This window comes from Rhodococcus sp. P4_F5 (assembly GCF_056401315.1).
In genome coordinates this window covers 48192-73658 of the sequence record NZ_JBFUJP010000018.1, presented here as the reverse complement: position 1 = coordinate 73658, position 25467 = coordinate 48192, and the positions used below count along the sequence as shown (strand labels likewise).

Annotated in this window: 25 protein-coding genes, 1 tRNA gene, 1 rRNA gene and 1 pseudogene; 27 read left to right on the top strand and 1 reads right to left on the bottom strand. The window is 71.6% G+C overall.

Features of this window, described 5'->3' with window-relative positions:
• The first annotated feature begins 20 nt into the window (after positions 1–20).
• The 21 genes and pseudogenes from rrf (at position 21) to AC1DU4_RS10305 (ending at position 20568) form a co-directional block, all read left to right on the top strand.
• Positions 21–137: ribosomal RNA gene (rrf, locus tag AC1DU4_RS10405) — 5S ribosomal RNA — on the top strand.
• Positions 138–217: 80 nt separating this feature from the next.
• Positions 218–1165, top strand: a complete 948-nt coding sequence (locus AC1DU4_RS10400) for a tetratricopeptide repeat protein (RefSeq protein ID WP_477839535.1) — start codon at positions 218–220, stop codon at positions 1163–1165.
• Positions 1162–2181: an HAD-IIA family hydrolase gene (locus tag AC1DU4_RS10395; RefSeq protein ID WP_477839533.1), complete on the top strand. Its 1020-nt coding sequence runs from the start codon at positions 1162–1164 to the stop codon at positions 2179–2181. The genes AC1DU4_RS10400 and AC1DU4_RS10395 overlap by 4 nt, the downstream gene beginning before the upstream one ends.
• Positions 2182–2298: 117 nt before the next feature.
• Positions 2299–2526: a hypothetical protein gene (locus AC1DU4_RS10390; protein ID WP_477839531.1), complete on the top strand. Its 228-nt coding sequence runs from the start codon at positions 2299–2301 to the stop codon at positions 2524–2526.
• 1 nt (position 2527) lies between these two features.
• The gene (locus AC1DU4_RS10385; RefSeq protein ID WP_477839529.1) at positions 2528–3343 is read left to right on the top strand and encodes a TlyA family RNA methyltransferase; all 816 of its coding nucleotides are present in this window, start codon (positions 2528–2530) and stop codon (positions 3341–3343) included.
• Positions 3340–4338: an NAD kinase gene (locus AC1DU4_RS10380; protein ID WP_477839527.1), complete on the top strand. Its 999-nt coding sequence runs from the start codon at positions 3340–3342 to the stop codon at positions 4336–4338. The genes AC1DU4_RS10385 and AC1DU4_RS10380 overlap by 4 nt, the downstream gene beginning before the upstream one ends.
• The gene (recN, locus tag AC1DU4_RS10375; RefSeq protein ID WP_477839525.1) at positions 4328–6109 is read left to right on the top strand and encodes a DNA repair protein RecN; all 1782 of its coding nucleotides are present in this window, start codon (positions 4328–4330) and stop codon (positions 6107–6109) included. The genes AC1DU4_RS10380 and recN overlap by 11 nt, the downstream gene beginning before the upstream one ends.
• Positions 6110–6229: 120 nt before the next feature.
• Positions 6230–7414, top strand: a complete 1185-nt coding sequence (gene steA, locus AC1DU4_RS10370; protein WP_072845306.1) for a putative cytokinetic ring protein SteA — start codon at positions 6230–6232, stop codon at positions 7412–7414.
• On the top strand, positions 7411–8361 hold the full coding sequence (locus AC1DU4_RS10365; RefSeq protein WP_139191184.1) for a copper transporter: 951 nt from the start codon (positions 7411–7413) through the stop codon (positions 8359–8361). Before steA ends, AC1DU4_RS10365 begins: the two co-directional genes overlap by 4 nt.
• A gap of 171 nt (positions 8362–8532) precedes the next feature.
• Positions 8533–10287 (top strand): CTP synthase, encoded by a 1755-nt coding sequence (locus AC1DU4_RS10360; RefSeq protein WP_477839543.1) that lies wholly within the window; start codon positions 8533–8535, stop codon positions 10285–10287.
• Positions 10288–10297: 10 nt separating this feature from the next.
• Positions 10298–10939, top strand: coding sequence for an NUDIX domain-containing protein (locus AC1DU4_RS10355; RefSeq protein WP_477839522.1), 642 nt, complete (start codon positions 10298–10300; stop codon positions 10937–10939).
• Between the two features lies 1 nt (position 10940).
• Positions 10941–11864, top strand: coding sequence for a site-specific tyrosine recombinase XerD (gene xerD, locus AC1DU4_RS10350; protein WP_477839520.1), 924 nt, complete (start codon positions 10941–10943; stop codon positions 11862–11864).
• A gap of 138 nt (positions 11865–12002) precedes the next feature.
• Positions 12003–13025: an alpha/beta hydrolase gene (locus AC1DU4_RS10345; protein WP_477839518.1), complete on the top strand. Its 1023-nt coding sequence runs from the start codon at positions 12003–12005 to the stop codon at positions 13023–13025.
• 201 nt (positions 13026–13226) lie between these two features.
• On the top strand, positions 13227–14114 hold the full coding sequence (locus AC1DU4_RS10340; protein WP_477839516.1) for a ParA family protein: 888 nt from the start codon (positions 13227–13229) through the stop codon (positions 14112–14114).
• A gap of 77 nt (positions 14115–14191) precedes the next feature.
• A complete protein-coding gene (locus AC1DU4_RS10335; RefSeq protein ID WP_477839514.1) occupies positions 14192–15049 on the top strand; it encodes a segregation and condensation protein A in 858 nt (285 codons plus the stop codon).
• Positions 15046–15831 (top strand): SMC-Scp complex subunit ScpB, encoded by a 786-nt coding sequence (gene scpB, locus AC1DU4_RS10330; protein WP_477839512.1) that lies wholly within the window; start codon positions 15046–15048, stop codon positions 15829–15831. Before AC1DU4_RS10335 ends, scpB begins: the two co-directional genes overlap by 4 nt.
• Positions 15832–16500: 669 nt before the next feature.
• Positions 16501–17373, top strand: a pseudogene (locus AC1DU4_RS10325) (pseudouridine synthase); the annotation flags it as partial.
• Positions 17374–17432: 59 nt separating this feature from the next.
• The gene (cmk, locus tag AC1DU4_RS10320) at positions 17433–18095 is read left to right on the top strand and encodes a (d)CMP kinase (RefSeq protein ID WP_477839541.1); all 663 of its coding nucleotides are present in this window, start codon (positions 17433–17435) and stop codon (positions 18093–18095) included.
• Positions 18092–19537 (top strand): ribosome biogenesis GTPase Der, encoded by a 1446-nt coding sequence (gene der / locus AC1DU4_RS10315; RefSeq protein WP_477839510.1) that lies wholly within the window; start codon positions 18092–18094, stop codon positions 19535–19537. The genes cmk and der overlap by 4 nt, the downstream gene beginning before the upstream one ends.
• A gap of 174 nt (positions 19538–19711) precedes the next feature.
• Positions 19712–19785 (top strand) — tRNA-Pro (locus AC1DU4_RS10310).
• Positions 19786–19953: 168 nt separating this feature from the next.
• On the top strand, positions 19954–20568 hold the full coding sequence (locus AC1DU4_RS10305) for an NUDIX hydrolase (RefSeq protein WP_477839508.1): 615 nt from the start codon (positions 19954–19956) through the stop codon (positions 20566–20568).
• Between the two features lie 9 nt (positions 20569–20577).
• Here AC1DU4_RS10305 and AC1DU4_RS10300 read toward each other — a convergent pair whose 3' ends face one another.
• Positions 20578–21084, bottom strand: a complete 507-nt coding sequence (locus tag AC1DU4_RS10300) for a DUF1990 family protein (RefSeq protein WP_477839539.1) — start codon at positions 21082–21084, stop codon at positions 20578–20580.
• Between the two features lie 85 nt (positions 21085–21169).
• On the opposite strand from AC1DU4_RS10300, the gene AC1DU4_RS10295 reads away from it, so the two are divergent.
• The 6 genes from AC1DU4_RS10295 to gcvH all read left to right on the top strand — a co-directional run bounded on the left by AC1DU4_RS10295 (position 21170) and on the right by gcvH (position 25383).
• Positions 21170–22213 carry an SMP-30/gluconolactonase/LRE family protein gene (locus tag AC1DU4_RS10295; RefSeq protein WP_477839506.1) on the top strand — a complete coding sequence of 348 codons (1044 nt, stop codon included), beginning with the start codon at positions 21170–21172 and terminating at the stop codon, positions 22211–22213.
• A 45-nt stretch (positions 22214–22258) separates the two neighbouring features.
• Entirely contained in the window at positions 22259–22942 is a 684-nt protein-coding gene (locus AC1DU4_RS10290) for a CDP-alcohol phosphatidyltransferase family protein (RefSeq protein ID WP_477839505.1), read from the top strand.
• Entirely contained in the window at positions 22939–23799 is an 861-nt protein-coding gene (locus AC1DU4_RS10285) for a DUF881 domain-containing protein (RefSeq protein ID WP_477839503.1), read from the top strand. Before AC1DU4_RS10290 ends, AC1DU4_RS10285 begins: the two co-directional genes overlap by 4 nt.
• 14 nt (positions 23800–23813) lie before the next feature.
• Positions 23814–24164, top strand: a complete 351-nt coding sequence (locus AC1DU4_RS10280; RefSeq protein ID WP_072845315.1) for a small basic family protein — start codon at positions 23814–23816, stop codon at positions 24162–24164.
• Positions 24165–24167: 3 nt separating this feature from the next.
• Complete coding sequence (locus AC1DU4_RS10275; protein WP_477839501.1) at positions 24168–24914, top strand: DUF881 domain-containing protein; 747 nt, start codon at positions 24168–24170, stop codon at positions 24912–24914.
• A 64-nt stretch (positions 24915–24978) separates the two neighbouring features.
• A complete protein-coding gene (gene gcvH, locus AC1DU4_RS10270) occupies positions 24979–25383 on the top strand; it encodes a glycine cleavage system protein GcvH (RefSeq protein WP_477839499.1) in 405 nt (134 codons plus the stop codon).
• Positions 25384–25467 lie beyond the last annotated feature (84 nt).

The window sequence follows — 25467 nt, the reverse complement described above, 5'->3', positions numbered from 1 at the left end:
GTGTGACAGTTTCACAGAGTTACGGCGGCCATAGCGGAGGGGAAACGCCCGGTCCCATTCCGAACCCGGAAGCTAAGCCCTCCAGCGCCGATGGTACTGCACTCGACAGGGTGTGGGAGAGTAGGACACCGCCGTACAATCGTTACCGAAAGGGGACCCGACATACTGGGTCCCCTTTCGTGTTTTCTCAAGCGTATGTTGTCTTAAAGGAGATGCTGTGTCGGACAACAACGATGATCGTCGTTCGTATGGGAACGGCGGTTCTGATCGTGGTCGCTCGGGCGAGAACCGCGGCGGCAACGCCGGCGGCCCCCGTGGCGGCCGAACCGGTGGCCCCCGAGGCAACACCGGTGGCGGTCCCCGTGGCGGGAGCGGCGGCGCAGGCCGCCCCGACCGTCGTGGTGACGGACCGCCGAGGCGTCGTGGCGGCGAGGGCAGTTTCGGTCCGCCCCCGCGCGACGGTGGCGCGTACGCCGAGCGTCGCGCTCCGCGCCCCGAAGAGCCGGACCTTCCCGAGGAGGTGCAGGCCGGCGAGCTCGACCCGACCGTGCGTCGGGACCTGCTGAGCCTGGACAAGTCCAATGCGAACGCCGTCGCCCGTCACCTGGTGATGGCAGGCAAGCTGATCGAGGATGACCCGCGTCTGGCCCTCGCGCACGCCCGGGCCGCCCGGCAGCGTGCCGGCCGGGTCGCCGTGGTCCGTGAGACCGCCGGCATCACCGCGTACCACGCGGGCGAATGGGCCGAGGCGCTCTCCGAGCTGCGTGCTGCCCGCCGGATGGCAGGTGGACCCGGTCTGCTCGCCGTGATGGCCGACTGCGAACGCGGTCTCGGTCGTCCGGAGCGGGCCATCGAGCTCGGTCGCAGCGAGGAAGCCCGCGCGCTCACGGGCGACGAGGCCACCGAGCTGCGGATCGTCGTGGCCGGCGCCCGGATGGACCTCGGCCAGTTCGACCAGGCCGTGGTCACGCTGCAGACGCCGGAACTCGACGCGTCCCAGTCCGGACCCACCGCCGCCCGCCTGTTCTACGCCTACGCCGACGCGCTGGTCGCGGCCGGTCGGGTGGAGGACGGCCTCAAGTGGTTCCTCAACTCGGCGGCGGCAGACCTCGACGGCGACACCGACGCAGAGGACCGCGTGGCCGAGCTCTCGGGCGAACAGTGACCTCTGGGTCCTCGACCACCGAGAACGACCGGTCCCTGCGGCAGCGTCACGACGTCCTGCTGCTGGACCTGGACGGCACCGTCTACCAGGGCGCCGAGGCGATCCCGGGCGCTCGGGAGGCGTTGGAGACCGGCGAGAGCCGGTTGTTCTACGTCACCAACAACGCGAGCCGGAGCCCCGCGTCCGTCGCCGCGCACCTGCGTGAACTGGGTTTCGCGGCCACCGAGGACGAGGTCGTGACCAGCTCGCAGTCCGGCGCCCGGTTGGTCGCCGAACATGTCGCCGCAGGGTCGTCGGTGCTGGTCGTCGGGACCGAGGCCCTGGCCGACGAGGTGCGGCAGGTCGGCCTCGTGCCGGTCCGCCGGTTCGAGGACGGCCCGGTGGCCGTGGTGCACGGGCACTCGACCGAGACGAACTGGTCGATCCTGGCCGAGGCCACCCTGGCGATCCGGGCGGGTGCCGTCTGGGTCGCCACCAATGTCGACACCACCCTGCCCACCGAGCGCGGTCTGTGCCCCGGCAACGGCGCGCTGGTCGCAGCGGTGCGGGCGGCAACCGACCGCGAACCGCTGGTGGCCGGCAAGCCGGCCCGACCGCTGATGGACGACGCCCTGCGCCGCAGCGGCGCCGTCAACGCGCTGGTGGTGGGCGACCGGATCGACACCGACATCGCCGGTGCCAACGCCGTCGGCCTGGACTCGCTGCTCGTGCTGAGCGGGGTGAGCCGGCCCGCGGACCTGCTGCGTGCGCCGCTCGGGCACCGGCCGACGTACCTGGCCATGGAACTTGCGGCGCTGGACCGGCCCGCCGAGGACCTGGCGATCGCCCCGCACCCCGGTGTCACGGTCCGTCGCGACGGCGGAACCCTGGTCGTGGCCTGCGATCGGACCGGGGCCGCGGACCGCGCCGGCGTCCTGCGTGCGGTGCTGTTCGCCGCCTGGGAGGGCCCCGAGGTGACCGACCTGCGCGGTGAGGACCCGCTCGCGGCCGAGGTCGTCGCAGACCTGCTCGGCTGACCGCCACGCGCCACGAATCGGTGTGCGCGAGTGTGGGGCGCATCGACTGGCGTCGGCCGCCGCGCGCCACGAGTCGGTGTGCGCGAGTGTGGGGCGCATCGACTAGCGTTGACGGCGATGAGTACGCCGATTCCCCGTCCCGGGCAACACCTGCCGGGCCCGCCGCCGACTGTCGACCCCGCCCGGATCCATGCGGAGGTCGACGAGCTGCTGGCCGGTCTCGACACGGCCTCGGCCGTTCACGACGATCCGTCCGGTCTGGGCCAGTTGCCCCGGCAGGCGCATCTGCTCGAGCAGGCGCACGACGTGTTGGTCCAGGCGCTCGCGACCGTGGACAAGATCTGACGTGGCCAGGCGAGCACGCGTCGACGCCGAGTTGGTTCGGCGGGGGATGGCACGATCCAGAGAACATGCGGCGCAACTGATCTCCGACGGCAGGGTGCTGATCGCCGGGTCGGTGGCCGTGAAGCCCGCGACCGCTGTCGAGGCCGGGACCCCGCTGCTGGTCACCGACGAGGTCGACGAGGTGTCCTGGGCGTCGCGCGGCGCACACAAACTTCTCGGCGCACTCGAGGCCTTCGAACCGCTCGGCCTGTCTGTCGACGGCAAACGCTGCCTCGACGCCGGCGCGTCCACCGGCGGCTTCACCGACGTCCTGCTCAGCCGCGGGGCGCGCGAGGTGGTCGCGGTCGACGTCGGATACGGCCAGCTGGTGTGGCGCCTGCAGTCCGACGACCGGGTCACCGTGGTCGACCGCACCAACGTCCGGTCCCTGGAGGCCGACCAGATCGACGGTCAGGTGGACGTCGTGGTCGCCGACCTCTCGTTCATCTCGCTCAAACTGGTGCTGGGTGCGTTCGTGGCCTGTGCGGCCGACGGCGCCGACCTGGTGCCGATGGTCAAGCCGCAGTTCGAGGTCGGCAAGGACCGCGTCGGCTCGGGCGGCGTCGTGCGTGACCCGGCGCTGCGGGTGGAGGCGGTCTACGAGGTGTCCCTCGCGGCTGATGCGCTCGGTCTGCGCACCCTCGGTGTGGTGGCCAGTCCGCTGCCCGGGCCGTCCGGCAACGTGGAGTACTTCCTGTGGCTGCGCAAGCAGGCCGAGCCGGGAGTGGAATCGGTGCGTGAGGTCATCGAGCGTGCGGTGCAGGACGGCCCGCAGTGAGTTCGGCACCGGAAGGGCAGCGTCAGGAAAGGGAAGGGCAGAGCCCGGAACGGGAGATCCTGGTCGTCGCGCACACCGGCCGCGCGGAGGTCACCGCGACCGCGCGCCGGGTCGCCGCGATCTTCGAGCAGGCCGGCATCGGGCTGCGACTGCTCGCGAACGAGGTCGACCAGACCAGTCCGGTCGGTGCCCCGGACGAGTCCACCGCATCGGGCGTGGACCTGACCATCGTCGAGGCCGGCCCCGCGGCCGCTGCCGGTTGTGAACTGGTGCTGGTGCTCGGCGGCGACGGCACCTTCCTGCGTGGGGCCGAACTGGCCCGCGAGGCCGGGATCCCGGTGCTCGGAATCAACCTGGGGCGCATCGGTTTTCTCGCCGAGACAGAGGCCGAGCATCTCGAGGAAGCCCTCGCTCTCGTGGTCCGCCGGGAGTACCGGGTGGAACACCGGATGACGCTCGACGTGACCGTCCGGGTCGACGACAAGGTGGTCGGCCGCGGCTGGGCACTCAACGAGGCGAGCATCGAGAACGTCTCCCGGCTCGGCGTGCTCGAGGTGGTGCTCGAGGTCGACGGCCGACCGGTCTCCTCGTTCGGCTGCGACGGTGTGCTCGTCGCCACGCCAACCGGGTCCACCGCCTACGCGTTCTCCGCGGGCGGGCCGGTGGTGTGGCCGGAACTCGAAGCGCTACTGGTGATTCCGAGCAACGCACACGCGTTGTTCGCGCGGCCGCTGGTGACCAGTCCCGAGTCGCTGATCGCGATCGAGACGTTCTCCGAGGGGCATGACGGTCTGGTGTTCTGCGACGGCAGCCGGACGCTGTCGCTGCCGGCCGGTGGCCGGGTCGAGGTGGTGCGTGGTCAGCACCCGGTGAAGTGGATCCTGTTGGACTCTGCGCCCTTCGCGGACCGGATGGTGCGCAAGTTCGCGCTGCCGGTCAAGGGGTGGCGCGGCCGCCGGACCGATGGGGAAGGGGACGGTGCGCATGCTCGCTGAGATCCGGATCGACGGCCTGGGCGTCATCTCGCAGGCGAGCGCCCAGTTCCACGAGGGTCTCACCGTCCTCACGGGTGAGACGGGCGCGGGCAAGACGATGGTGGTGACCAGCCTGCACCTGCTCAGCGGCGCCCGTGCCGACGCCGGACGGGTCCGCCAGGGCGCGGCGCGGGCCGTCGTGGAGGGCCGGTTCTCCACCGCGAACACCTCGACGAGGGCCGCCGAGGAGGTCGACCGGCTGCTCGAGTCGACCGGGGCGGAACGCGACGAGGACGGCACCGTCATCGCGGTCCGCACCGTGAGCAGCGACGGCCGCTCCCGGRCAAACCTCGGCGGTCGCAGCGTGCCGGCGGGCGCGCTCGCGGAGCTCACCGCGCCGCTGCTGACCGTGCACGGACAGAACGACCAGCTCCGGCTGCAGCGACCAGACCAGCAGCGCCAGGCGCTCGATGCGTTCGGGGGCGCCGCGATCGGCTCCCTGCTCGACAAGTACCGGTCCCTGCGTGCGCAGTGGGTCGAGGCCCGCGACGAGCTCATCGAGCGCACCCGCAGTGGCCGCGAACTCGCGCAGGAGGTCGACCGGCTCGAGTTCGCGCTGAACGAGATCGACGCCGTCGCGCCGCAACCCGGCGAGGACGCCGAGATCGTCGCGAATGTGCGCCGGCTGACCGACCTCGACTCGCTGCGCAGCGCGGCGGCCGCCGCGCAGGCGGCTCTGGTCGGTGGCGCCGACGCGGAGCTCGGCGGCGACACCGGATCGGAGGCGGCCGGAGCGCTGGACCTGCTCGGCGAGGCCCGTGCCCGGATCGAGTCGTCCGACGACCAGCAGCTGACCGTGCTCGGGCCCCGGCTGGCCGAGGCGATCACCGTGCTCACCGACGTCTCGTCGGACCTGGCGGGGTACCTCGCGGACCTGCCGTCCGACCCCGGCGCGCTCGACACCCTGCTCGGCAGGCAGGCGGAGCTGAAGTCCCTCACCCGCAAGTACGCCGCGGACGTCGACGGCGTGCTGGAGTGGGCCGCCCAGGCCCGGGACCGGCTGTCGCGGATCGACGTCTCCGCCGACGCGCTGGCCGCGCTGACGGCCCGCGTCGAGGAGACCGCGGCCGCGCTCGCGGCCGCGGCGAGCGCGCTGAGCAAGGCCCGGGCCAAGGCGTCCGTCAAGCTCGGCAAGGCGGTCACCGCCGAACTGGCCGGCCTGGCCATGGGCACGGCACGGCTCGAGGTCGCGGTGCGCCCGATCCCCGCCGGCCCCCAGGACACCGCGCCGCTGGCGGTGGACGGTCAGGAGGTGCACGCCGGCTCGGCCGGCGTCGACGAGGTCGAGTTCCGGCTCGCCGCGCACAGCGGCGCGACGCCCCTGCCGATCAGCCGCAGCGCGTCGGGCGGTGAGCTCTCGCGGGTGATGCTGGCGCTCGAGGTGGTGCTGGCGGGGGCGGAGTCCGGCGCGACCATGGTCTTCGACGAGGTCGACGCCGGGGTGGGCGGCAGGGCCGCCGTTGAGATCGGCCGCCGCCTGGCTCGTCTCGCACGCACCCACCAGGTCATCGTCGTGACGCACCTGCCGCAGGTCGCGGCCTATGCCGACACCCACCTGGTGGTGGACAAGGTGGACGGTGGCAAGGGTGCCGACAGCGGCGTGCGGACCCTCACCGACGAGGAGCGGGTGGTCGAACTGGCCCGGATGCTCGCCGGCCTCGACGACACCGAGACCGGCCGGGCGCACGCGGAGGAGTTGCTCGCGACCGCCATGGCCGACCGGGCGGGGTAGCCGGGCGCCGCCGCGCGGCGGCACCCGCATCGGGCGCACTTCGCCGGGCGGTGCCCCGACCAGGAGTTGCTTCGGCGCGCCTCCGTGGGTGAAGGCCCGCGCGGCGTCATCATCGAAGTCATGAAGATGCCCGCTCTGTTGTCACGAAACACCGAATCGCTGCCGGGAACGACCGGCATCGCCAGGGTTGACCGCAACACGGCGAAGCTGTTGCGCCGCGTCGGCCCGGGCGACATCGTCGTCCTCGACGAGCTGGACCTGGACCGCGTCACCGCGGACGCGCTGGTCGCGGCGGGGGTGACGGCCGTCGTCAACGCGTCGCCGTCGATCTCCGGGCGCTACCCGAACCTGGGACCCGAGGTGATCGTCGCGAACGGCATCATCCTGGTCGACTCCGCCGGCGAGGAGGTGTTCAAGAAGGTCAAGGACGGCGCCAAGGTGCGTCTGCACGAGGGCGGCGTCTACGCCGGTGAACGCCGCCTCGCGAAGGGCACCGAGCAGAGCGAGGCGGAGATCTCCGACCTCATGATCGAGGCGAAGACCGGCCTGGTCGACCACCTCGAGGCCTTCTCGGGCAACACCATCGAGTTCATCCGGACCGAGAGTCCGCTGCTGATCGACGGCGTCGGCGTGCCCGACATCGAGGTGGACCTGCAGGACCGGCACGTGGTGATCGTCGCGGACGGCGCGGACCACGTCGCGGACCTGAAGAACCTCAAGCCGTTCATCAAGGAGTACTCGCCGATCCTGATCGGCGTCGGGGCGGGCGCGGACGCGCTCACCAGCGCCGGCTACCGGCCCGACCTCATCGTCGGCGATCCCGACGAGATCACCGCCGACACCCTCAAGTCCGGCGCCGAGGTGGTTCTGCCCGCGGACCCGGACGGGCACGCGCAGGGCCTCGAACGGATTCAGGACCTCGGCATCGGCGCGATGACCTTCCCGGCGTCCTGCGCGCCCGCGGACCTCGCGCTGCTGCTCGCCGACCACCACGGGGCCTCGCTGATCGTCACCGTCGGCTCGACCGTCTCGCTCGACGAGTTCTTCGACCGCGGACGCCGGGACAGCAACCCGGCCGCGTTCATGACCCGGCTCAAGGTCGGATCGAAGCTGGTCGATTCGAAGGCGGTCGCGACGCTCTACCGCAGTCGCGTCTCCGGCGCGGCGATCGCGCTGCTGGTGCTCGCCGCCCTCACCGCGGTCATCGTGGCCCTGGTGGTCTCGAACGTCGGCGGCGAGGCGTGGGACTGGTGTGTCCAGACGTGGAACAGCTTCGCGCTCTGGGTCCAGGGAATGGTCAAGTGATCTCTGCTCGTCAGCACGCGATCTCCCTCGCCGCGGTCTTCCTGGCACTGGCCGTCGGTGTGGTGCTCGGCTCGGGCACCCTCTCCGGCGGCCTCCTCTCCGGTCTGCGCGACGACAAGTCCGACCTGCAGAACCAGGTGAACGCACTGCACGACACGAACAACCAGCAGGCCGAGCAGCTGACCGCGGCGGACAACTTCGACGCCGCGATCTCCGGCCGGGCCGTCCGCGACGCCCTCGGTCAGCGCTCCGTGGTCCTGGTGACCACCCCGGACGCCGACCCCGGCGACCTCGACGCCGTCACCCAGCTGATTGGCGCGGCCGGCGGATCGGTGACCGGCCGGGTCTCGCTGACCGACTCCTTCGTCGACGCGGCGAACAGCGACCAGCTGCGCACCACCGTCACCAACGTGATCCCGGCCGGGGTCCAGCTCCGGACCGGCGCCGTCGACCAGGGCAGCCTCGCCGGTGACCTGCTCGGCTCGGTGCTGCTGCTCAACGCGCAGACCGCACAGCCGCAGAGCACCCCGGAGGAGCTCACGCTGGCCCTCGAGGCGCTGCGCGCCGGCGGCTTCGTCGGCTACGACAACGGCGCGGTCGCGCCCGCCCAGCTGGCACTGGTGCTGACCGGTTCCGGCGCCGCCGACGGCGCGGCATCCGGCAACCGCGGCTCGATCGTCGCCCGGTTCGCCGGCGCACTCGACGCGCGGGGCGCGGGCACCGTGCTGGCCGGGCGGCCCGACTCGGCGGTCGGCAACGGACCCGTCGCCGTCACCCGCTCCGACACCGCGCTGTCGACCGGCGTCACCACCGTCGACAACGTGGACCGCGAGTCCGGCCGGATCACGACGGTGCTGGGCCTGCAGGAGCAGCTCAGCGGCCACGCCGGCCGGTACGGCACCGGGCCCAACGCGACCGCGGTGACGGTCGGCGCGACGGTCGGCTGACGCGCGTGCGAACCCTGCGTGTGGCGGACGCCACGGCACTTCGGGGGCCGTGGGCGCGCGCCATGCAGAGGTTCGCCCCGACAGGTGTTACCGTGAAGTCCCGTGGGTCGGCAGGCCCCAGTACTACCATTGGTCAAGCCCTGCAAGGTCGTCACGGGAGCCCTTTTGTCACTGTCACGCAGTAATTCGCGTACCGCCACCAAGCACATCTTCGTGAGCGGGGGCGTCGCCTCCTCACTCGGCAAGGGTCTGACGGCCTCGAGCCTCGGACAGCTGCTGACCGCCCGGGGAATGCGGGTGACCATGCAGAAGCTGGACCCGTACCTCAACGTGGATCCGGGCACCATGAACCCGTTCCAGCACGGTGAGGTGTTCGTCACCGAGGACGGCGCCGAGACCGACCTGGACGTCGGGCACTACGAGCGTTTCCTCGACCGCGACCTCTCCGGCGACGCGAACGTCACCACCGGACAGGTGTACTCCACGGTCATCGCCAAGGAGCGCCGCGGCGAGTACCTGGGCGACACCGTCCAGGTGATCCCGCACATCACCGACGAGATCAAGAGCCGCATCCTCGCGATGTCGGGACCCGACGGCGAGGGCCAGCGCCCCGACGTGGTGATCACCGAGATCGGTGGCACCGTCGGCGACATCGAGTCGCAGCCCTTCCTCGAGGCCGCCCGCCAGGTGCGTCACGACATCGGCCGCGACAACGTCTTCTTCCTGCACGTCTCGCTGGTGCCGTACCTCGGCCCGTCCGGCGAGCTCAAGACCAAGCCGACCCAGCACTCGGTGGCGGCGCTGCGCAACATCGGCATCCAGCCCGACGCCCTGATCCTGCGCTGCGACCGGGACGTGCCCGAGCCGCTCAAGCGCAAGATCGCGCTGATGTGCGACGTGGACGTCGACGCCTGCATCTCCACCCCCGACGCCGCGTCCATCTACGACATCCCGAAGGTGCTGCACAGCGAGGGCCTCGACGCCTACGTGGTGAGCAAGCTCGGCCTGCCGTTCCGGGACGTGGACTGGACCGTGTGGGGCGACCTGCTCGAGCGCGTCCACGAGCCCCGCGAGACGATCCGCGTCGCCCTCGTCGGCAAGTACGTGGACCTGCCCGACGCCTACCTGTCGGTGACCGAGGCGCTGCGCGCCGGCGGTTTCGCGCACCGCGCGAAGGTCGAGATCTCCTGGGTGCCCTCGGATGCCTGCGAGACCGAGGCCGGCGCCCACGAGGCGCTCGACGACGTGGACGCGGTCCTCATCCCCGGCGGCTTCGGCATCCGCGGCATCGAGGGCAAGCTCGGCGCCATCCGCTACGCCCGCACCCGCCAGGTGCCGCTGCTCGGCCTCTGCCTGGGCCTGCAGTGCGTCGTGATCGAGGCCGCCCGCTCGGTGGGCCTCGACGACGCCAACTCGGCCGAGTTCGAGCCGGACACCAAGCACCCCGTCATCTCCACCATGGCCGACCAGGAGCAGATCGTGGCCGGCGAGGCCGACCTCGGCGGCACCATGCGCCTCGGTGCCTACCCGGCGGTGCTCGACAAGGGTTCCGTGGTGGCACGCGCCTACGGCTCCGAGAGCGTCTCGGAGCGGCACCGGCACCGCTACGAGGTCAACAACGCCTACCGTGACCGCATCGCCAAGAGCGGCCTGAAGTTCAGCGGCACCTCCCCGGACGGACACCTCGTCGAGTTCGTCGAGCTGCCCGCGGACGTGCACCCGTTCTTCGTCGCCACCCAGGCGCACCCGGAGCTCAAGAGCCGTCCGACGCGTCCGCACCCGCTGTTCGCGGCGTTCGTCTCGGCGGCGCTGAAGTACAAGGCGGCCGAGCGGCTCGAGGTGGACGTGCACCCGGAGTCGACCCTCGAGGTCGCGATGCACGAGGCCACGGACGACGACGCGGTCGACGCGCCGAGCGCGAGCTGACCCACCCGCGATGAGTCGGCCCGGCGAGCACGAGTTCGAGACCCACGACACCCGCACCGCGTACGAGGGCGCGATCTTCGCGGTGCGGGTGGACCGGGTCGCCATGCCGGGCGGCACCGCCGCGCTCCGCGACGTCGTGGAGCACTACGGCGCGGTCGCGGTGGTCGCGGTCGACGAGCGGGATCGGCTGGTGCTGGTCAACCAGTACCGCCATCCCGTGGGCCGGCGGCTGTGGGAGCTGCCCGCCGGCCTGCTCGACGAGCCGGGCGAGGACCCGCTCGACGCCGCCCGCCGCGAGCTGGCGGAGGAGACCGGCCTCGCCGCAGAGCACTGGTCGGTGCTGGTGGACGTCGCGGTCAGCCCGGGATTCACCGACGAGGTGGTGCGGGTGTACCTCGCGACCGGGCTGCACGAGGTGGAGCGGCCGGACCCGAGCGACGAGGAGGCCGACCTCGAGATCGCCCGGGTGCCGGTCGCGGACGCAGTCGACCGCGCACTGTCCGGTGAGATCGTGAACGCGACCGCGCTCTCGGGCATCCTGGCGCTGGCCGCGGCCCGCGCCCGGGACGGCCGGGACGCGACCGGCCGGCCCGCCGACGCGCCGTGGGTGGACCGGCCGGAGGCGTTCGCGCGGCGTCGCCACGGCGGCTGAGGTGCTCGCCGACCAGGTCGCCGGCTACCTCGACCACCTCGCGGTGGAACGCGGGGTGGCGGAGAACACGCTCAGCTCCTACCGGCGGGACCTGCGCCGGTACCAGGAGTTCCTCGGCACGCGGCGCATCGACGACCTGGGCCGGGTCTCGGAACGGGACGTCAGCGACTTCGTGGTGGCGTTGCGCCGCGGCGACCGGGACGCGCAGGTGCGTCCACTCGCGTCCAGTTCCGCGGCCCGCGCGCTGATCGCGGTGCGCGGCCTGCACAAGTTCGCGACGTTGGAGGGCATCGCGAACGTGGACGTCGCGCGGGCCGTGAAGCCGCCCGCGCCGGGCCAGCGGCTGCCCAAGTCGTTGCCGCTGGACCAGGTGATCGCGATGCTCGAGGCCACCGGCGGCCCGGACTCGTCGGACCAGGCGCGCGGGCTGCGGGACCGCGCCCTGCTCGAGGTGCTCTACTCCACCGGCGCCCGGATCTCCGAGGCCGTCGGCCTGGACATCGACGACGTCGACGGCGCGGACCGCGCGGTGCTGCTGCGCGGCAAGGGCGGCAAGGAGCGGGTGGTCCCGATCGGTCGGCCCGCGATCGCCGCGCTGGAGGCGTACCTGGTGCGGGGGAGGCCCGCGCTGGTGTCCACCGGCGGACCCGCGATCTTCCTCAATGCGCGCGGCGGTCGGCTCTCACGGCAGAGCGCCTGGCAGGTGCTGCGGTCGGCGGCGGACCGGATCGGACTCGCCGACGGGGTGTCGCCGCACACGTTGCGGCACTCGTTCGCCACGCACCTGCTCGAGGGCGGCGCCGATGTCCGGGTGGTGCAGGAACTGCTCGGCCATGCGTCGGTGACCACCACGCAGATCTACACGCTCGTCACCGTCGGCTCGTTGCGTGAGGTCTGGGCAGGGGCGCACCCGCGGGCGAGGTGAGCCGTCGTACCCGGTGACGGGTCGGTGACGTTCGGAGGACACGGCCCGGAAGCCCCGGGTCCCGCGGTGCCGTCGGCCTAGACTCCGCGCAGCGGTGAGCGGATCCCCGCGCTGCCGGACGAGCGTAAGGACATCCCGATGCCCGTTTCCTCCCGTGTCCGTCCACTGACGGTGCTGCGCCGGGCGGGGCGCGCGGCCGTCGCGCCCGCCCTCGTCGCGTCTGTTCTCGGTGCGGTGCTCGCCGCGCCCGCCCAGGCAGACCCGGCGGCGCCCGGCGGCGCGGCGCGGGTGCTCTCGCAGTCGCAGGTCAATGACGTGCGGACCCGGCTGTCGGTGTTCTCGCCGTCGATGGACTGGCCGATCACCGTCGACCTGCAACGCCCGGTCGCGGCGTCCGGTGTCCGGCCGACGCTGTACCTGCTCGACGGCGCCGAGGCGCACGAGGAGGAGAGCGGCTGGACCGCCATGACCGATGTGGAGAACCTGGCCCGCACCGCGAACGTCAACGTGGTGCTCCCCGTCGGCGGGGCGCACAGCTACTACACCGACTGGCGCAACGTCGACCCGGTGATGGGCCGGTTGTCGTACGAGACATTCCTCACTCAGGAGCTGCCACCGCTGATCGACGCGCAGTTCGGGGGGAACGGCGTCAACGCGATCGCGGGCGCGTCGATGGGCGGCGCGGCGGCGCTGACCCTCACGGCCCGGCACCCCGCGCTGTACCGGGGAGTGGCCGCCTACAGCGACTGCGCCGGCATCAGCAATCCCGTGAACCAGCTGCTCGTCCGGTGGGACGTCGCCCGAGGCGGCGGCGACGTGGCCAACACGTGGGGCGCCTTCGACGATCCGGCCTGGGCCGCGCACGACCCGCACCTGATCTCCGGGAACCTGCGGGGCAAGCAGATCTACCTGTCCTCGGGCAACGGCCTGCCGGGCCGGTACAACAACCTGCTCGCCGACCCGCCGATGGAGACGGTCCAGGGCATGTTCGGCGAGTTCGGGGCGATGGTGTGCACCGCGCAGCTGGGAGCGGCCCTGTCCGCGCAGGGGATCGGCCACACCACCAACCTCCGCCCGACCGGCACCCACAAGTGGGGTTACTGGAACGACGAACTGCACGCGTCGTGGCCGACGCTGATGGGGGCGCTGACCTCCCGCTGAGCTGGCCGTGGGCCGCGGTGGGGGTGTTTCGGCCCACGGAAGCCCGCGCGTGTCCGTGCCGGGTTGTCGACGGCAGGCGGTAGCGTCTGCTGCACAGGCAATCGGACGACAGGGGAGCATCGAACCGTGGTGACACCGCAGCCGCCCGCGGCGGAGTCAGAGCGCCCAGGGCAGGAGAGAGCGCTCTTCGACAGCCGGAACTTGGACGTAGCAGGCCGTGCAGACGGCGATCACGGGGTTGGGGACGAGGAGAACCTGGGACCGACGGGACGGCCGTTGCGGTTCGTGCCCGAGCCGCAGCCGCTGGCCTCGCACGGGCCGGCGAAGGTCATCGCGATGTGCAACCAGAAGGGTGGCGTCGGGAAGACCACGTCGACCATCAACCTGGGCGCCTCTCTCGCGGAGTGCGGGCGCAAGGTGCTGCTGGTGGACCTCGACCCGCAGGGCGCGCTGTCCGCGGGACTCGGCGTCGCGCACCACGACCTCGAGCTGACCGTGCACAACCTGCTGGTGGAGCCCCGGGTCTCCATCGACGAGGTGCTGATGCGCACCCGCGTCGAGAACCTGGACCTGCTGCCGAGCAACATCGACCTGTCCGCCGCGGAGATCCAGCTGGTCAACGAGGTGGGACGCGAACAGACCCTCGGCCGGGTGCTGCACCCGGTGCTGGACCGCTACGACTACGTGCTCATCGACTGCCAGCCGTCGCTGGGCCTGCTCACCGTCAACGCGTTGGCCTGCGCGGAGGGCGTCATCATCCCGATGGAGTGCGAGTACTTCAGCCTCCGCGGGCTGGCGCTGCTCAACGACACCGTCGAGAAGGTCCGCGACCGGCTCAACCCGCGGCTCGAGATGTCCGGCATCGTCGTGACCATGTTCGACGCGCGGACGCTGCATGCCCGCGACGTGATGGCCCGGGTCGTCGAGGTGTTCGGCGACCTCGTCTACGACACCGTCGTCAACCGCACCGTGCGCTTCCCGGAGACCAGCGTCGCCGGCGAGCCCATCACCACCTGGGCGCCGAAGTCCGGTGGCGCGCAGGCGTACCGGGCGCTCGCGCGCGAGGTGATTCACCGGTCCGGTCGGTAGTGGGCGACGAGACCGCACCGTTCGAGAGCGAGTCGACCGATCCCGTTCCAGTCAATCCCGAAGTGGTAGATCCTGAAGTGGCAGTTCCGGACGTGGCCGATCCTGGGCAGACGGAGACCGCGGGGCTGTCGGCTCCGTCGACCGTGGAGAGCGGATTCCGGGTCCGGCTGCGGAACTTCGAGGGTCCCTTCGACCTGCTGCTCAGCCTGATCAGCCAACGCAAGCTCGACGTCACCGAGGTGGCGTTGCACGCGGTCACCGACGAGTTCATCGCGTACACGCGGCTGCTGGGCAGCGACATGGGCCTGGACCAGACCACCGAGTTCCTGGTGGTCGCGGCGACGCTGCTGGACCTCAAGGCGGCGCGGTTGCTGCCCTCAGGCGACGTCGAGGACGCGGAGGACCTGGCGCTGCTCGAGGCCCGGGACCTGCTCTTCGCGCGGTTGCTGCAGTACCGCGCGTACAAGCAGGTGGCGCAGCTGTTCGCGGAACTCGAGTCGGCGGCGCTGCGTCGGTACCCGCGGTCCGTCTCCCTGGAGGACAAGTTCGCGGGGCTGCTGCCCGAGGTCCTGCTCGGCGTCGACCCGCAGCGGTTCGCGGAGATCGCGGCCACCGCGTTCGCGCCGCGGCCGGTCCCCACCGTCGGCCTCGACCACCTGCACGTGCCGACGGTGTCGGTACCCGAGCAGGCCGCGATCGTGCTGGACCTGCTCAAGGCCCGGGGGATCGGCGAGTGGGCGACCTTCGACGAGTTGATCGTCGGCTGCGACGTCACCGTGCAGATCGTGGCAAGATTTCTGGCGCTGCTCGAGCTCTACCGTGAGCAGGCCGTGGCGTTCGAACAGCCCGAGCCGCTCGGCGAGCTACGGGTGAGCTGGACCGGTGACGTGGACGCGGACGGGCGGACCCTGGTGAGTGCGGAGGACTACGGATGAGCGCGGTCGACGAGAGCCGGGAGGAGGCCGGAGCGGCCTCCGAGTTCGACGTCGGTGGTTTCGAAGCCGGAGGTTTCGAAGCCGCGGGCATCGGCGACGACGGTTTCGGCGACGACGGTTTCGGCGACGCGGAGGCGCAGGACCGGCTCTCGGACGGTGAACTCGACGCCGCGCTGGAGGCAGTGCTGCTGGTGGTGGACTCGCCGGCGAGTAACGACGCGCTCGCGTCCGCGGTCGGCGACAAGCCCGCGCGGGTACGCGGGCGACTGCGTGCGATGGCGGCGGCACTGACCGCCCGGCGCAGCGGAATCGACCTGCGGTACGCCGGCGACGGCTGGCGTTTCTACACCAGGAACGAGTACGCGCCGTACGTCGAGCGACTGCTCCTCGACGGTGCCAGGTCGAAGCTCACACGTGCGGCGTTGGAAACCTTGGCGGTTGTTGCGTACCGTCAACCATTGACCCGTGCACGGGTGAGTGCGGTTCGCGGTGTGAATGTCGACGGCGTGATGCGTACCCTGCTTGCCCGCGGACTGGTCTCGGAGGCCGGTGTGGACTCCGAGACCAATGCAACGACCTACGCGACGACCGAGCTGTTCCTGGAACGGCTCGGCCTCGCGTCGCTGGCAGACCTGCCGGCACTGGCACCGCTGCTACCCGACGTCGACGTCATCGACGACATCAGCGACGACATGGAGTCAGACCCGCGGTTCACCAAACTGGGAACCGGCCGGGCGGGATCCAAACCCGATTTGGACACCCGAATTGATAGTGAAGAGTGACAGGACCCTCAAGTGAACAAGCCCGCTCGCCGAGATGGCACACCGGACCGTGGCAGGAGCAATCCCGCCGACAGAAATTCGTACCAGAAGGACTCACCCCGCACGGGGTCGGGTTCGCGGGGTGGCGCACCCCGCAGTTCCTCCCCGCGCGATTCCTACCAGCGCGATGACTCCCCGCGTGGCGGCGCCCCCCGCGGCGGCAGCACCCGCGGCTCCTCCTCCTACGATCGCGGCGCGGCGCCTCGTGGCGGTGCTCCCCGTGGTGGCGAGTCGCGCGGTTCCTACGATCGCGGCGCGGCCCCTCGTGGTGGCGCTTCCCGTGGCGGCTACGAGCGCGGCGGCGAGTCGCGTGGTTCGTACGATCGCGGTGCGGCGCCTCGTGGCGGTGCTCCCCGTGGTGGCGAGTCGCGCGGTTCGTACGATCGCGGCGCGGCGCCCCGTGGCGGTGCTCCCCGTGGTGGCGAGTCGCGTGGTTCCTACGACCGTGGCGCGGCCCCTCGTGGTGGCGCTTCCCGTGGCGGCGAGTCGCGTGCTCCGTACGAGCGCACCGAGCGTGGCGCCCCCCGTGGTGGCGAGTCGCGCGCTCCGTACGAGCGCACCGAGCGTGGCGGTGCCCCCCGTGGCGCAGCTCCCCGCGGTGCCGCCCCTCGTGGCGCGGCCCAGCCGCCGGCGGATCAGAACAAGTACGGCAAGCCCAAGGCAGCCAAGCCGCAGCGCGCCCAGGCGGCCACGCCGAAGCTCAGCAACGCCAAGCCCGCACGGCACCAGCACACCGACGAGGCCTCCGGGCCTCCGCGGATGGCGTCCGGCGAGGGTATGCGTCTGCAGAAGGTGCTGGCTCAGGCCGGCGTCGCCTCGCGGCGTGCCGCCGAGGAACTGATCGACCAGGGGCGCGTCGAGGTCGACGGCCGCATCGTCGTCGAACAGGGCCTGCGGGTCGACCCCGAGAACGCGGTGGTCCGTGTCGACGGCATCCGCGTCGTCGTCAAGAAGGACCTGGTCCACATCGCGCTGAACAAGCCGCGTGGCTGGCAGTCCACGATGTCGGACGACCTCGGTCGCCCCTGCATCGGCGACATCGTCTCCGAGCGGGTGTCCGCCGGGCAGCGTCTGTTCCACGTCGGCAGGCTCGACGCCGACACCGAGGGACTGATCCTGCTGACCAACGACGGCGACCTGGCTCACCGGCTGATGCATCCGTCGTTCGAGGTCCCGAAGACCTACCTCGCGACGGTGTCCGGCACCGTCGAGCGGAGTCTCGGCAAGACGCTGAAGGCGGGTGTCGAACTCGAGGACGGCCCGGCCAAGGTCGACCAGTTCGCGCTGCTCGACATCGGCGAGGGCAAGTCGCTGGTGAAGATCGTGCTGCACGAGGGACGCAAGCACATCGTGCGCCGGCTGCTCGACGCCGTCGGGCACCCGGTGGTGCGTCTGGTCCGGACCGACATCGGTGCGGTTGCGCTCGGCGACGGGCGACCCGGCACCCTGCGGGTGCTCGGTCGCGGCGAGGTCGGCAGCCTGTACCAGGCGGTCGGCCTGTGACCGGAGCGAGCGCGGCGACCGAGACCGCTCAGAGGACCGGTAGCCGACTCGTCGTGGCCATGGACGGACCGTCCGGCACCGGCAAGTCGAGCGTGTCCCGACGCCTCGCTATCGGGCTGGCCGCGCGCTACCTCGACACCGGTGCGATGTACCGGATCGCCACGCTGCACGCGTTGCGCTCCGGCGTCGACGTGTCCGATCCCGCGGCGGTCGCCGCGGCGACCGAGTCGCTCGAGCTGAACGTCGGCACCGATCCGGATTCGGACGGGGTGCTGCTCGCGGGCGAGGACGTCACCGACGAGATCCGCGGCGCCGCGGTGACCGCCGCGGTCTCCGCGGTCGCGGCGGTGCCGGAGGTGCGGACCATCCTGGTGGACAAGCAGAGGCAGCTGGTCGCCGGCACCGAGCGGATCGTCGTGGAGGGCCGGGACATCGGCACCGTGGTGCTGCCCGACGCCGACGTGAAGATCTACCTGACCGCGTCCGCCGAGGCGCGGGCGCAGCGGCGGAACGCACAGAATGTCGCCGAGGGTCGCGGTGACGACCTCGCGGCAGTGCTCGCCGACGTGAAGCGGCGCGACCATCTGGACTCGACCCGTGAGGTGTCCCCGCTGCGGCCCGCAGAGGACTCGGTGACCGTCGACACCAGTGAACTGGGCATAGAAGACGTGATCGGCAGGTTGCTGCTGGTGGTGCGCGAAAGAACTGGAGCAGTGCAGTGACCGAGAGTGTGGACATCGGCGGAGCGAGTTTCGCCGGAGATGGCGTCTGGAACGAGGAGTCGGACTGGGAGCTTGCCGACTTCGTCGACGGTGAGGAGGGCTTCGAGGACGTTGCCGTCCCCACCCTCGCGATCGTCGGCCGCCCCAACGTCGGCAAGTCGACGCTGGTCAACCGGATTATCGGCCGCCGTGAGGCCGTCGTCGAGGACATTCCGGGCGTGACCCGGGACCGTGTCTCGTACGACGCAAACTGGGCCGGCCGACGCTTCCTGGTGCAGGACACCGGTGGCTGGGAGCCCGACGCGAAGGGCCTGCAGCAGTCGGTGGCGCGTCAGGCCGAGCTGGCGATGTCGACCGCCGACGCGATCATCCTGGTGGTCGACGCGGTGGTCGGCGCGACCGCCACCGACGAGGCCGCCGCTAGGGTGCTGCGTCGGTCGAAGACGCCGGTCATCCTGGTGGCCAACAAGGTCGACGACGAGCGCACAGAGTCCGAGGTGGCCGCACTGTGGTCGCTCGGCCTGGGCCAGCCGTACTCGGTGAGCGCGATCCACGGCCGCGGCACCGGCGACCTGCTCGACCAGGTGCTGGCCGACCTGCCGGAGACCCCTCGTGAGGGCACCGCCGGACAGGGCCCGCGCCGCGTCGCGCTGGTCGGCAAGCCGAACGTCGGCAAGTCCAGCCTGATCAACAAGCTCTCCGGCTCCGAGCGGTCCGTCGTGCACGACGTCGCCGGCACCACCGTCGACCCGGTCGACTCGCTGGTGGAGCTGGGCGAGAAGGTGTGGCGTTTCGTCGACACCGCGGGCCTGCGCAAGAAGGTCAGCCATGCCAGCGGGCACGAGTTCTACGCCTCGCTGCGCACCAAGGGCGCCATCGAGGCGGCCGAGGTGGCGATCCTGTTGATCGACGCCTCTCAGCCGATCACCGAGCAGGACCTGCGGGTGCTGTCGATGGTCTCCGACGCGGGCCGGGCGCTGGTGCTGGCATTCAACAAGTGGGACCTCGTCGACGAGGACCGCCGGTTGATGCTGGAGAAGGAGATCGACCGCGAGCTGGTGCGGGTGCCGTGGGCGCAGCGGGTCAACATCTCCGCACACACCGGCCGGGCCGTGCAGAAGCTGGTGCCCGCGCTGGAGACGGCGCTCGAGTCCTGGGACAAGCGCGTCCCGACGGGCCGGCTGAACACCTGGCTCAAGGAGGTCGTGGCCGCGACGCCGCCGCCGATGCGTGGCGGCCGGCTGCCGCGGATCATGTTCGCCACCCAGGCGGGCACCCGTCCGCCGACCTTCGTGCTGTTCACCACGGGCTTCCTGGAGGCCGGCTACCGCCGGTTCCTGGAGCGCCGGCTGCGCGAGGAGTTCGGCTTCGACGGCAGCCCGGTGCGGGTCTCCGTGCGGGTGCGTGAGAAGCGTGAGCGCAACAACAAGAAGCGGTACTGACAAGAAGCGGTACTGACGCGACGGGGCGACGGCATTGTGCCGTCGCCCCGTTTCGTTTGCCGCGGTGGTGTCCGGGGAGGCGCTGTCGGACGGGTGAAACAGGCCGCCGACCAGTCGATTCGCGATCCGGAGTGCCACTGATGTAATCTCATCGAGCACCCGCAAGGGGGCAAACGGGCTGTGGCGCAGCTTGGTAGCGCACCTGACTGGGGGTCAGGTGGTCGCAGGTTCAAATCCTGTCAGCCCGACAGTTGAAGGCGGTTCCGGAGAAATCCGGAGCCGCCTTTTCTGTATTCCGGGGCGGGTGGATTCCCGTGCCGTCGGAACTCGGAACTCGGAACTCGGAACTCGGCGCTCGAGACTCGAGTCGCTCGGACCWGCGGTCCGGAACCGCACCGGGCCGCTACTGTCGGTCCATGGACGCACCGACGCTCACCCGCGAGTCCTGCGCCGCTGCCCTCGGGGCGTTCGAGACGCGCACCGCCGACCTGGGCGGCCGACGTCACGCCGCGGTCGCGCTGGCCGTGGTGACGCGGGCCGGCGCGGAGCCGACCCTCCTGCTCACCCTGCGCCCGAGCAAGATGCGCGCACACCCCGGCCAGTTCGCGCTGCCGGGCGGCGCCATCGACCCGGGGGAGACGCCGCCGGAGGCCGCGATCCGGGAGCTCGAGGAGGAGCTGGGGGTGCGGGCCGCGCCGTCGGGGGTGCTCGGCCGGCTCGACGACTTCGTCACCCGCTCCGGGTACGTCATCACCCCGGTGGTCGTGTGGGTCGGTGACCTGGACGCGCCGCTCGCGCCGAACCCCGACGAGGTGGCCCTCGTCTTCGAGGTGACGATGGCCGAACTGGATCGCGAACCGCGCTTCCACGCGATCGCCGACAGCCCGGAACCGTTGATCCAGTGGCCTTTTCGCGGTGAGTACCTGTTCGCGCCGACCGCCGCGGTCATGCACCAGTTCCGGGAGGTGGTGCTGCGCGGCAGGCACACCCGGGTGGACGCGTTCGCCCAGCCGGACTTCGCGGCCCGCTGATCGGCGACCCTAGACGGACCCGACGGCGCGAAGGTAGCGGCGGGTGATCACGGACTGAACCATCCGGTTCGCGGGACCGGCCAGCCTGACGAGCCGGTTTCCGGGCCGCGAGAACGCGGTGATGCGGGTCAGCACGTCGCCGGAAACGGGGTCCAGCTCCACGACGAAGGACTCCTCGCCGCATTCGGGATGGCCCGGGAGGGTCCCGTACGCGAACCCCCGGCGCAGCGGCTCGTCGACCACGTACACGACGCGGCACGGGACCCGGAGCGGCCCGAGGCCCAGCACGGCGACGGCGCCGGGCTGCGCCACCGGCGTCGACGCGGTGACGCGCAGCCCGGCGCCCCGGTGCATGTCCCAGCCGAGAACCGCCGCGGCCGCACGTTCGAACGTCGCGGCCCCGTGGCCGACCGACCGCGCCTCGTGCACGTGGTGGTATCCCGCGGGCAGGCGGCCGCGGGTGGCCCCGACCTCCGGGTAGGTCAGGGGCTTCGACTCGTAGGCGGCGAGGTTCACGTGTCCATGGTGCCCGAGCGCGGTGATCACGGCAGGAGCGGCGATCGCCGCGCGCCGGTGCCGCGGCGCGTCTACCGTTTCGGTCATGGGCATCGTGTACTCGGCACTGCGGCGGCTCGACCGGACCGGCGTCGAGCCGGTGGCCTGGCATGCGCCGACCCCGCCCCCGTTGACGGGAGTGCTGGCGCCGAACACCGAACTCGACGCCGCGGAGCGCTGGACCATGCCCGCCGGCCGCGGACCGGAGGACGTGGCCGTCGACCACGAGGGCCGGTTGGTCACCGGCACCGACGACGGCAGGGTGTGGCGCTTCGACGCCCCGGGCCGGGCCACCGTCGTCGCCGACACCGGCGGCCGCCCGCTCGGGGTGGAGGTCCTCGACGACGGTCGGTACCTCGTCTGTGACGCCGAACGTGGCGTGCTCCGGGTGGACGACACCGGCCGGATCGAGACACTGACGGACACCGCCCTGGGCACCCCGCTGGTCGCCTGCAACAACTCCGCCGTCGGCCGGGACGGGGCCGTCTACTTCACCGACTCCTCCGCCCGCTTCACCATCGCCGAGCACCGCAACGACCTGCTCGAACACTGCGGCACCGGGCGGCTGGTGCGACTGGACCCGGCGACCGGCGAGACCGACCTTTTGGCCGACGGGTTGCAGTTCGGCAACGGGGTCGGCCTGTCCGCGGACGAGTCCTACCTGATCGTCGCCGAGACCGGCGCCTACCGGATCCGGCGGGTGGAGCTGACCGGGCCGCGGGCCGGCACGGTCTCGACGTGGGCGGAGAACCTGCCGGGGATCCCCGACAACGTCACCTCGCAGACCGCCGCCGGGATCTTCTGGGTGGCGCTCTACAGTCCGCGCATGCGCCTGCTCGACCTGTTGGCGCCGCACCCGGCCCTGCGGATCGTGGCGGCGAACCTGCCCGGGTGGGCGCAGCCGGACCCGGAGCAGCGGGGGTGGGTGCTCGGCCTGGACGGCGACGGCACCGTGGTGCACAGCCTGCAGGGCGGCAAGGGCAGCTACGCGCCGGTCACGGGGGTGCGGGAGGCCGACGGCTGGCTCTACCTGGGCAGCCTCAGCGCCGACGCGGTGGCCCGGGTCCGGGCACCGGTCCACTCCGTGTGACACGCTGGTCCGCAGTAATCGCGGACCGACAGCGCAGGGGGACCAATGGACACCGGAGACCGGCCACGTGGTGTGGCGGACGGCCCGAACGTCCCAGAAGCGACTGCGGGCGAGGCGGCCGTCGCGGAGCCGGTGGTGACCGACCGGGTGCTGACGGTGCCCAACGTGCTCAGCGTGATCCGTCTGCTCGGGATCCCGCTGTTCCTGTACCTGTTGCTCGTCCCGCAGGCGGACGGCTGGGCCCTGGCGATCCTGATGCTCAGCGGGTTCACCGACTGGGCCGACGGCAAGCTGGCGCGGCTGCTGAACCAGACCTCCCGGCTGGGTGCGCTGCTGGACCCGCTGGTGGACCGGTTGTACGTGATCACCACCCTGGTCGGGTTCGCGCTGCGCGGCATCATCCCGTGGTGGGTGGCGGCCGTCCTGATCGGGCGCGACCTGATCCTGGCGCTGGTCCTGCCGATCTACCGTCGTCGTGGGCTGCCGCCGCCCGCCGTGTTGTACCTGGGCAAGGCCGCCACGTTCGCCCTGATGTTCGCGCTGCCGTTGGTGCTGGCCGCGCAAGGCGACTGGGGATTCGCCCCGATCGCGCGGGCCTGGGGTTACGCGCTGCTCATCTGGGGCACCGGCCTGTACGTGTGGACCGGCCTGCTGTACCTGCTGGCCGCGGCGAACATCGCCCGTGAGGTGCCGGTCGGTGCGCGGCAGACGGAGCCAGAACGCCGGTGAAACGGGAGGAAGTTCGCCGCAACCCGGCCCCGGCGCTGCTGCGCGCACTGCAGAACGAAGGGCTCGACCCGGGCTACGCGGCGGCCGCCGAGGACCGGGCGCGCGGCCACTCGCTGCACAAGCCGCTGCACGCGACCGCGTGGTGCGTGGCGGGCGGCATCGTGCTCGGATTGCTGTTCGGGGTGGCGTACGCGCAGGCCAGCGACCGGGCGCCGGGTACCGACCAGGTGCGCAGCGAGATCCTGACCAAGGTCGACGCCGCCGAGTCCCGCGGCGACGACCTCGCCCGGACCCGGGACGAGCTGGCCGCACAGACCGAGACCCTGCGGGCCGCCGCGTTGGCAGGCGACGCGCACGGCGCGGACGTCCTCGGCCGGCTCGGCGCGATGGAGCAGGCGGCGGCGCTGGACCCGGTGCACGGACCCGGTCTCCAGGTGACCCTCACCGACCCGTCGGCTCGGCCGGACCTGTCCGACCAGTCCAGGCCAAACGCGCGCGCCGCGAAGCCGGTGGTCCTGGACCGGGACATCCAGTCGGTGGTGAACGCGCTGTGGGCCAGCGGCGCCGAGGCGGTCGCCGTGGGCGGCGTCCGGGTTGGTCCGGCCGTCACGGTCCGGCAGGCTGGTGGCGCGATGCTCGTGGACAACCAGCCGGTGCCGTCGCCGTACGTGATCTCGGCGATCGGGTCCACCGCCAAGATGCAGACCGGGTTCGTGGTGAGCGAGGCCTACCTCCGGATGTCCGGCGTGGCACAGCTCTACGGCGCGGGATTCACCGTGACCGAGCAGGACGACCTTTCCGTACCCGGGGCATCCACCCGGGAGATTCGAACCGCACGTGAGGTGAGTGGGCAGTGAAGCCGGTCAAGGCCGTGAAGAACGGGTACGCGATCTACGGGGTGCTCGCGTTGGTCGCGGGGATCGTGCTGGGCGTGGTGTTCCGCCCGCAGGTGCCCGACGCGGTGCAGCCGTACCTGCCGATTGCGGTGGTGGCGGCGCTGGACGCGGTGTTCGGCGGCCTGCGGGCGTACCTGGACGAGATATTCGACGCCAAGGTGTTCGTGGTGTCCTTCGTGTTCAACGTGCTGGTGGCGGCGTTGATCGTGTGGCTCGGTGACCAGCTCGGCGTGGGGACCCAGCTGTCCACCGCGATCGTAGTGGTCCTGGGCATCCGGATCTTCGGCAACGCCGCCGCGCTGCGGCGTCGACTGTTCGGTGCGTGAGCGGTGAACGGCGAGGGCAGGCATGAGCTGCGCACCGACACCACCGCGGCCGCGCGCCGGTCCCGGGTGGTCTTCGGGCTGCTGGCGGCGCTGCTGGTGGGGGTCCTGGGCGTCGCGATCGTGACCCAGGTGCGCGACACCGGTTCCGGCGACAGCCTGGACTCCGCCCGGCCGGCGGACCTGCTGGTGCTGCTGGACAACCTCAACCAGCGGGAGGCGGCGCTGCGCGAGGAGGTCGCCTCGCTCGAGGCCACGCTGGCGACCCTGCAGCGCAGCGGCGGTGGCTCCGAGGCGGCGCTGGCGGAGGCGAAGGCACGGCTGGCGGCGCTGTCGATCCAGGTGGGCGCCGCCCCGGCGACCGGACCGGGTGTGGAGTTGACCGTCACCGACCCGAACAACGGCGTCGGCTCGGAGGTGTTGCTGGACCTGATTCAGGAGTTGCGGGCGGCCGGTGCCGAGGCGATCGAGGTGGGCGGCGCGGGATCCGAGCCGATCCGGATCGGGGTGAATTCCTGGGTGACCGGGCAGGCGGGCCGGATTCAGCTCGACGGGACCGCGCTGGCGGCGCCGTACAAGGTGGTCGCGATCGGTGACCCGCCGACGCTGGCGGCGGCGCTGAACATTCCCGGTGGCGTGGTGGACACCGTCGCGCGCAGCGGCGGCCGGGTATCGGTCGATCAATCGCAGCAGGTCACGATCGCCGCCTTGCGAGAGACGAAACCACGCCAATACTCTCGTCCCGGCAACTGAGATCTCCGATTTGTCAACGGCGCGCGCGGCGCGCCCCTCGGAAGATCGTCGAAAGGACCTCACGGTGAGTGAAACCAATACGCCGAGCGAATTGCGCTACACGGCGGAGCACGAATGGGTCCAGCGGACCGGACCGGCCACCGTTCGGGTCGGCATCACGGACTTCGCGCAGTCGCAGCTCGGCGACGTCGTCTTCGTACAGCTGCCCGCCGTCGACGAGGACGTCGTCGCCGGTGACTCCTTCGGCGAGGTCGAGTCGACCAAGAGCGTCTCGGACATCTACGCTCCACTGAACGCGAAAGTCATTGCGGCAAACGCGGATCTGGAGGCCAGCCCGGAGCTGGTGAACTCCGCTCCGTACGCTGGCGGGTGGCTGGTCGAGCTGGAGGTCGCCGACGAGGCGACCCTCGACGCCGCGCTCGCGGGAATGCTCGACGCGGACGCCTACAAGGCGCTCGCAGGCGAGTAACCTGCACCCGACTCGACCGGCGATGTCTACGCGGACAGGCTGTCGCAGGGTACGGTCGAAGGCGAGCGCATTCGCCGTGTCGGG

What these genes read in the sequence shown, in the direction of transcription:
- AC1DU4_RS10290 (WP_477839505.1), top strand. Translation starts at nt 22,259, where the DNA reads ATGGACACCGGAGACCGGCCACGTGGTGTGGCGGACGGCCCGAACGTC.
- scpB (WP_477839512.1), top strand. Translation starts at nt 15,046, where the DNA reads ATGAGCGCGGTCGACGAGAGCCGGGAGGAGGCCGGAGCGGCCTCCGAG.
- cmk (WP_477839541.1), top strand. Translation starts at nt 17,433, where the DNA reads ATGGACGGACCGTCCGGCACCGGCAAGTCGAGCGTGTCCCGACGCCTC.
- AC1DU4_RS10355 (WP_477839522.1), top strand. Translation starts at nt 10,298, where the DNA reads ATGAGTCGGCCCGGCGAGCACGAGTTCGAGACCCACGACACCCGCACC.
- AC1DU4_RS10390 (WP_477839531.1), top strand. Translation starts at nt 2,299, where the DNA reads ATGAGTACGCCGATTCCCCGTCCCGGGCAACACCTGCCGGGCCCGCCG.
- AC1DU4_RS10345 (WP_477839518.1), top strand. Translation starts at nt 12,003, where the DNA reads ATGCCCGTTTCCTCCCGTGTCCGTCCACTGACGGTGCTGCGCCGGGCG.
- steA (WP_072845306.1), top strand. Translation starts at nt 6,230, where the DNA reads ATGAAGATGCCCGCTCTGTTGTCACGAAACACCGAATCGCTGCCGGGA.
- AC1DU4_RS10295 (WP_477839506.1), top strand. Translation starts at nt 21,170, where the DNA reads ATGGGCATCGTGTACTCGGCACTGCGGCGGCTCGACCGGACCGGCGTC.
- AC1DU4_RS10305 (WP_477839508.1), top strand. Translation starts at nt 19,954, where the DNA reads ATGGACGCACCGACGCTCACCCGCGAGTCCTGCGCCGCTGCCCTCGGG.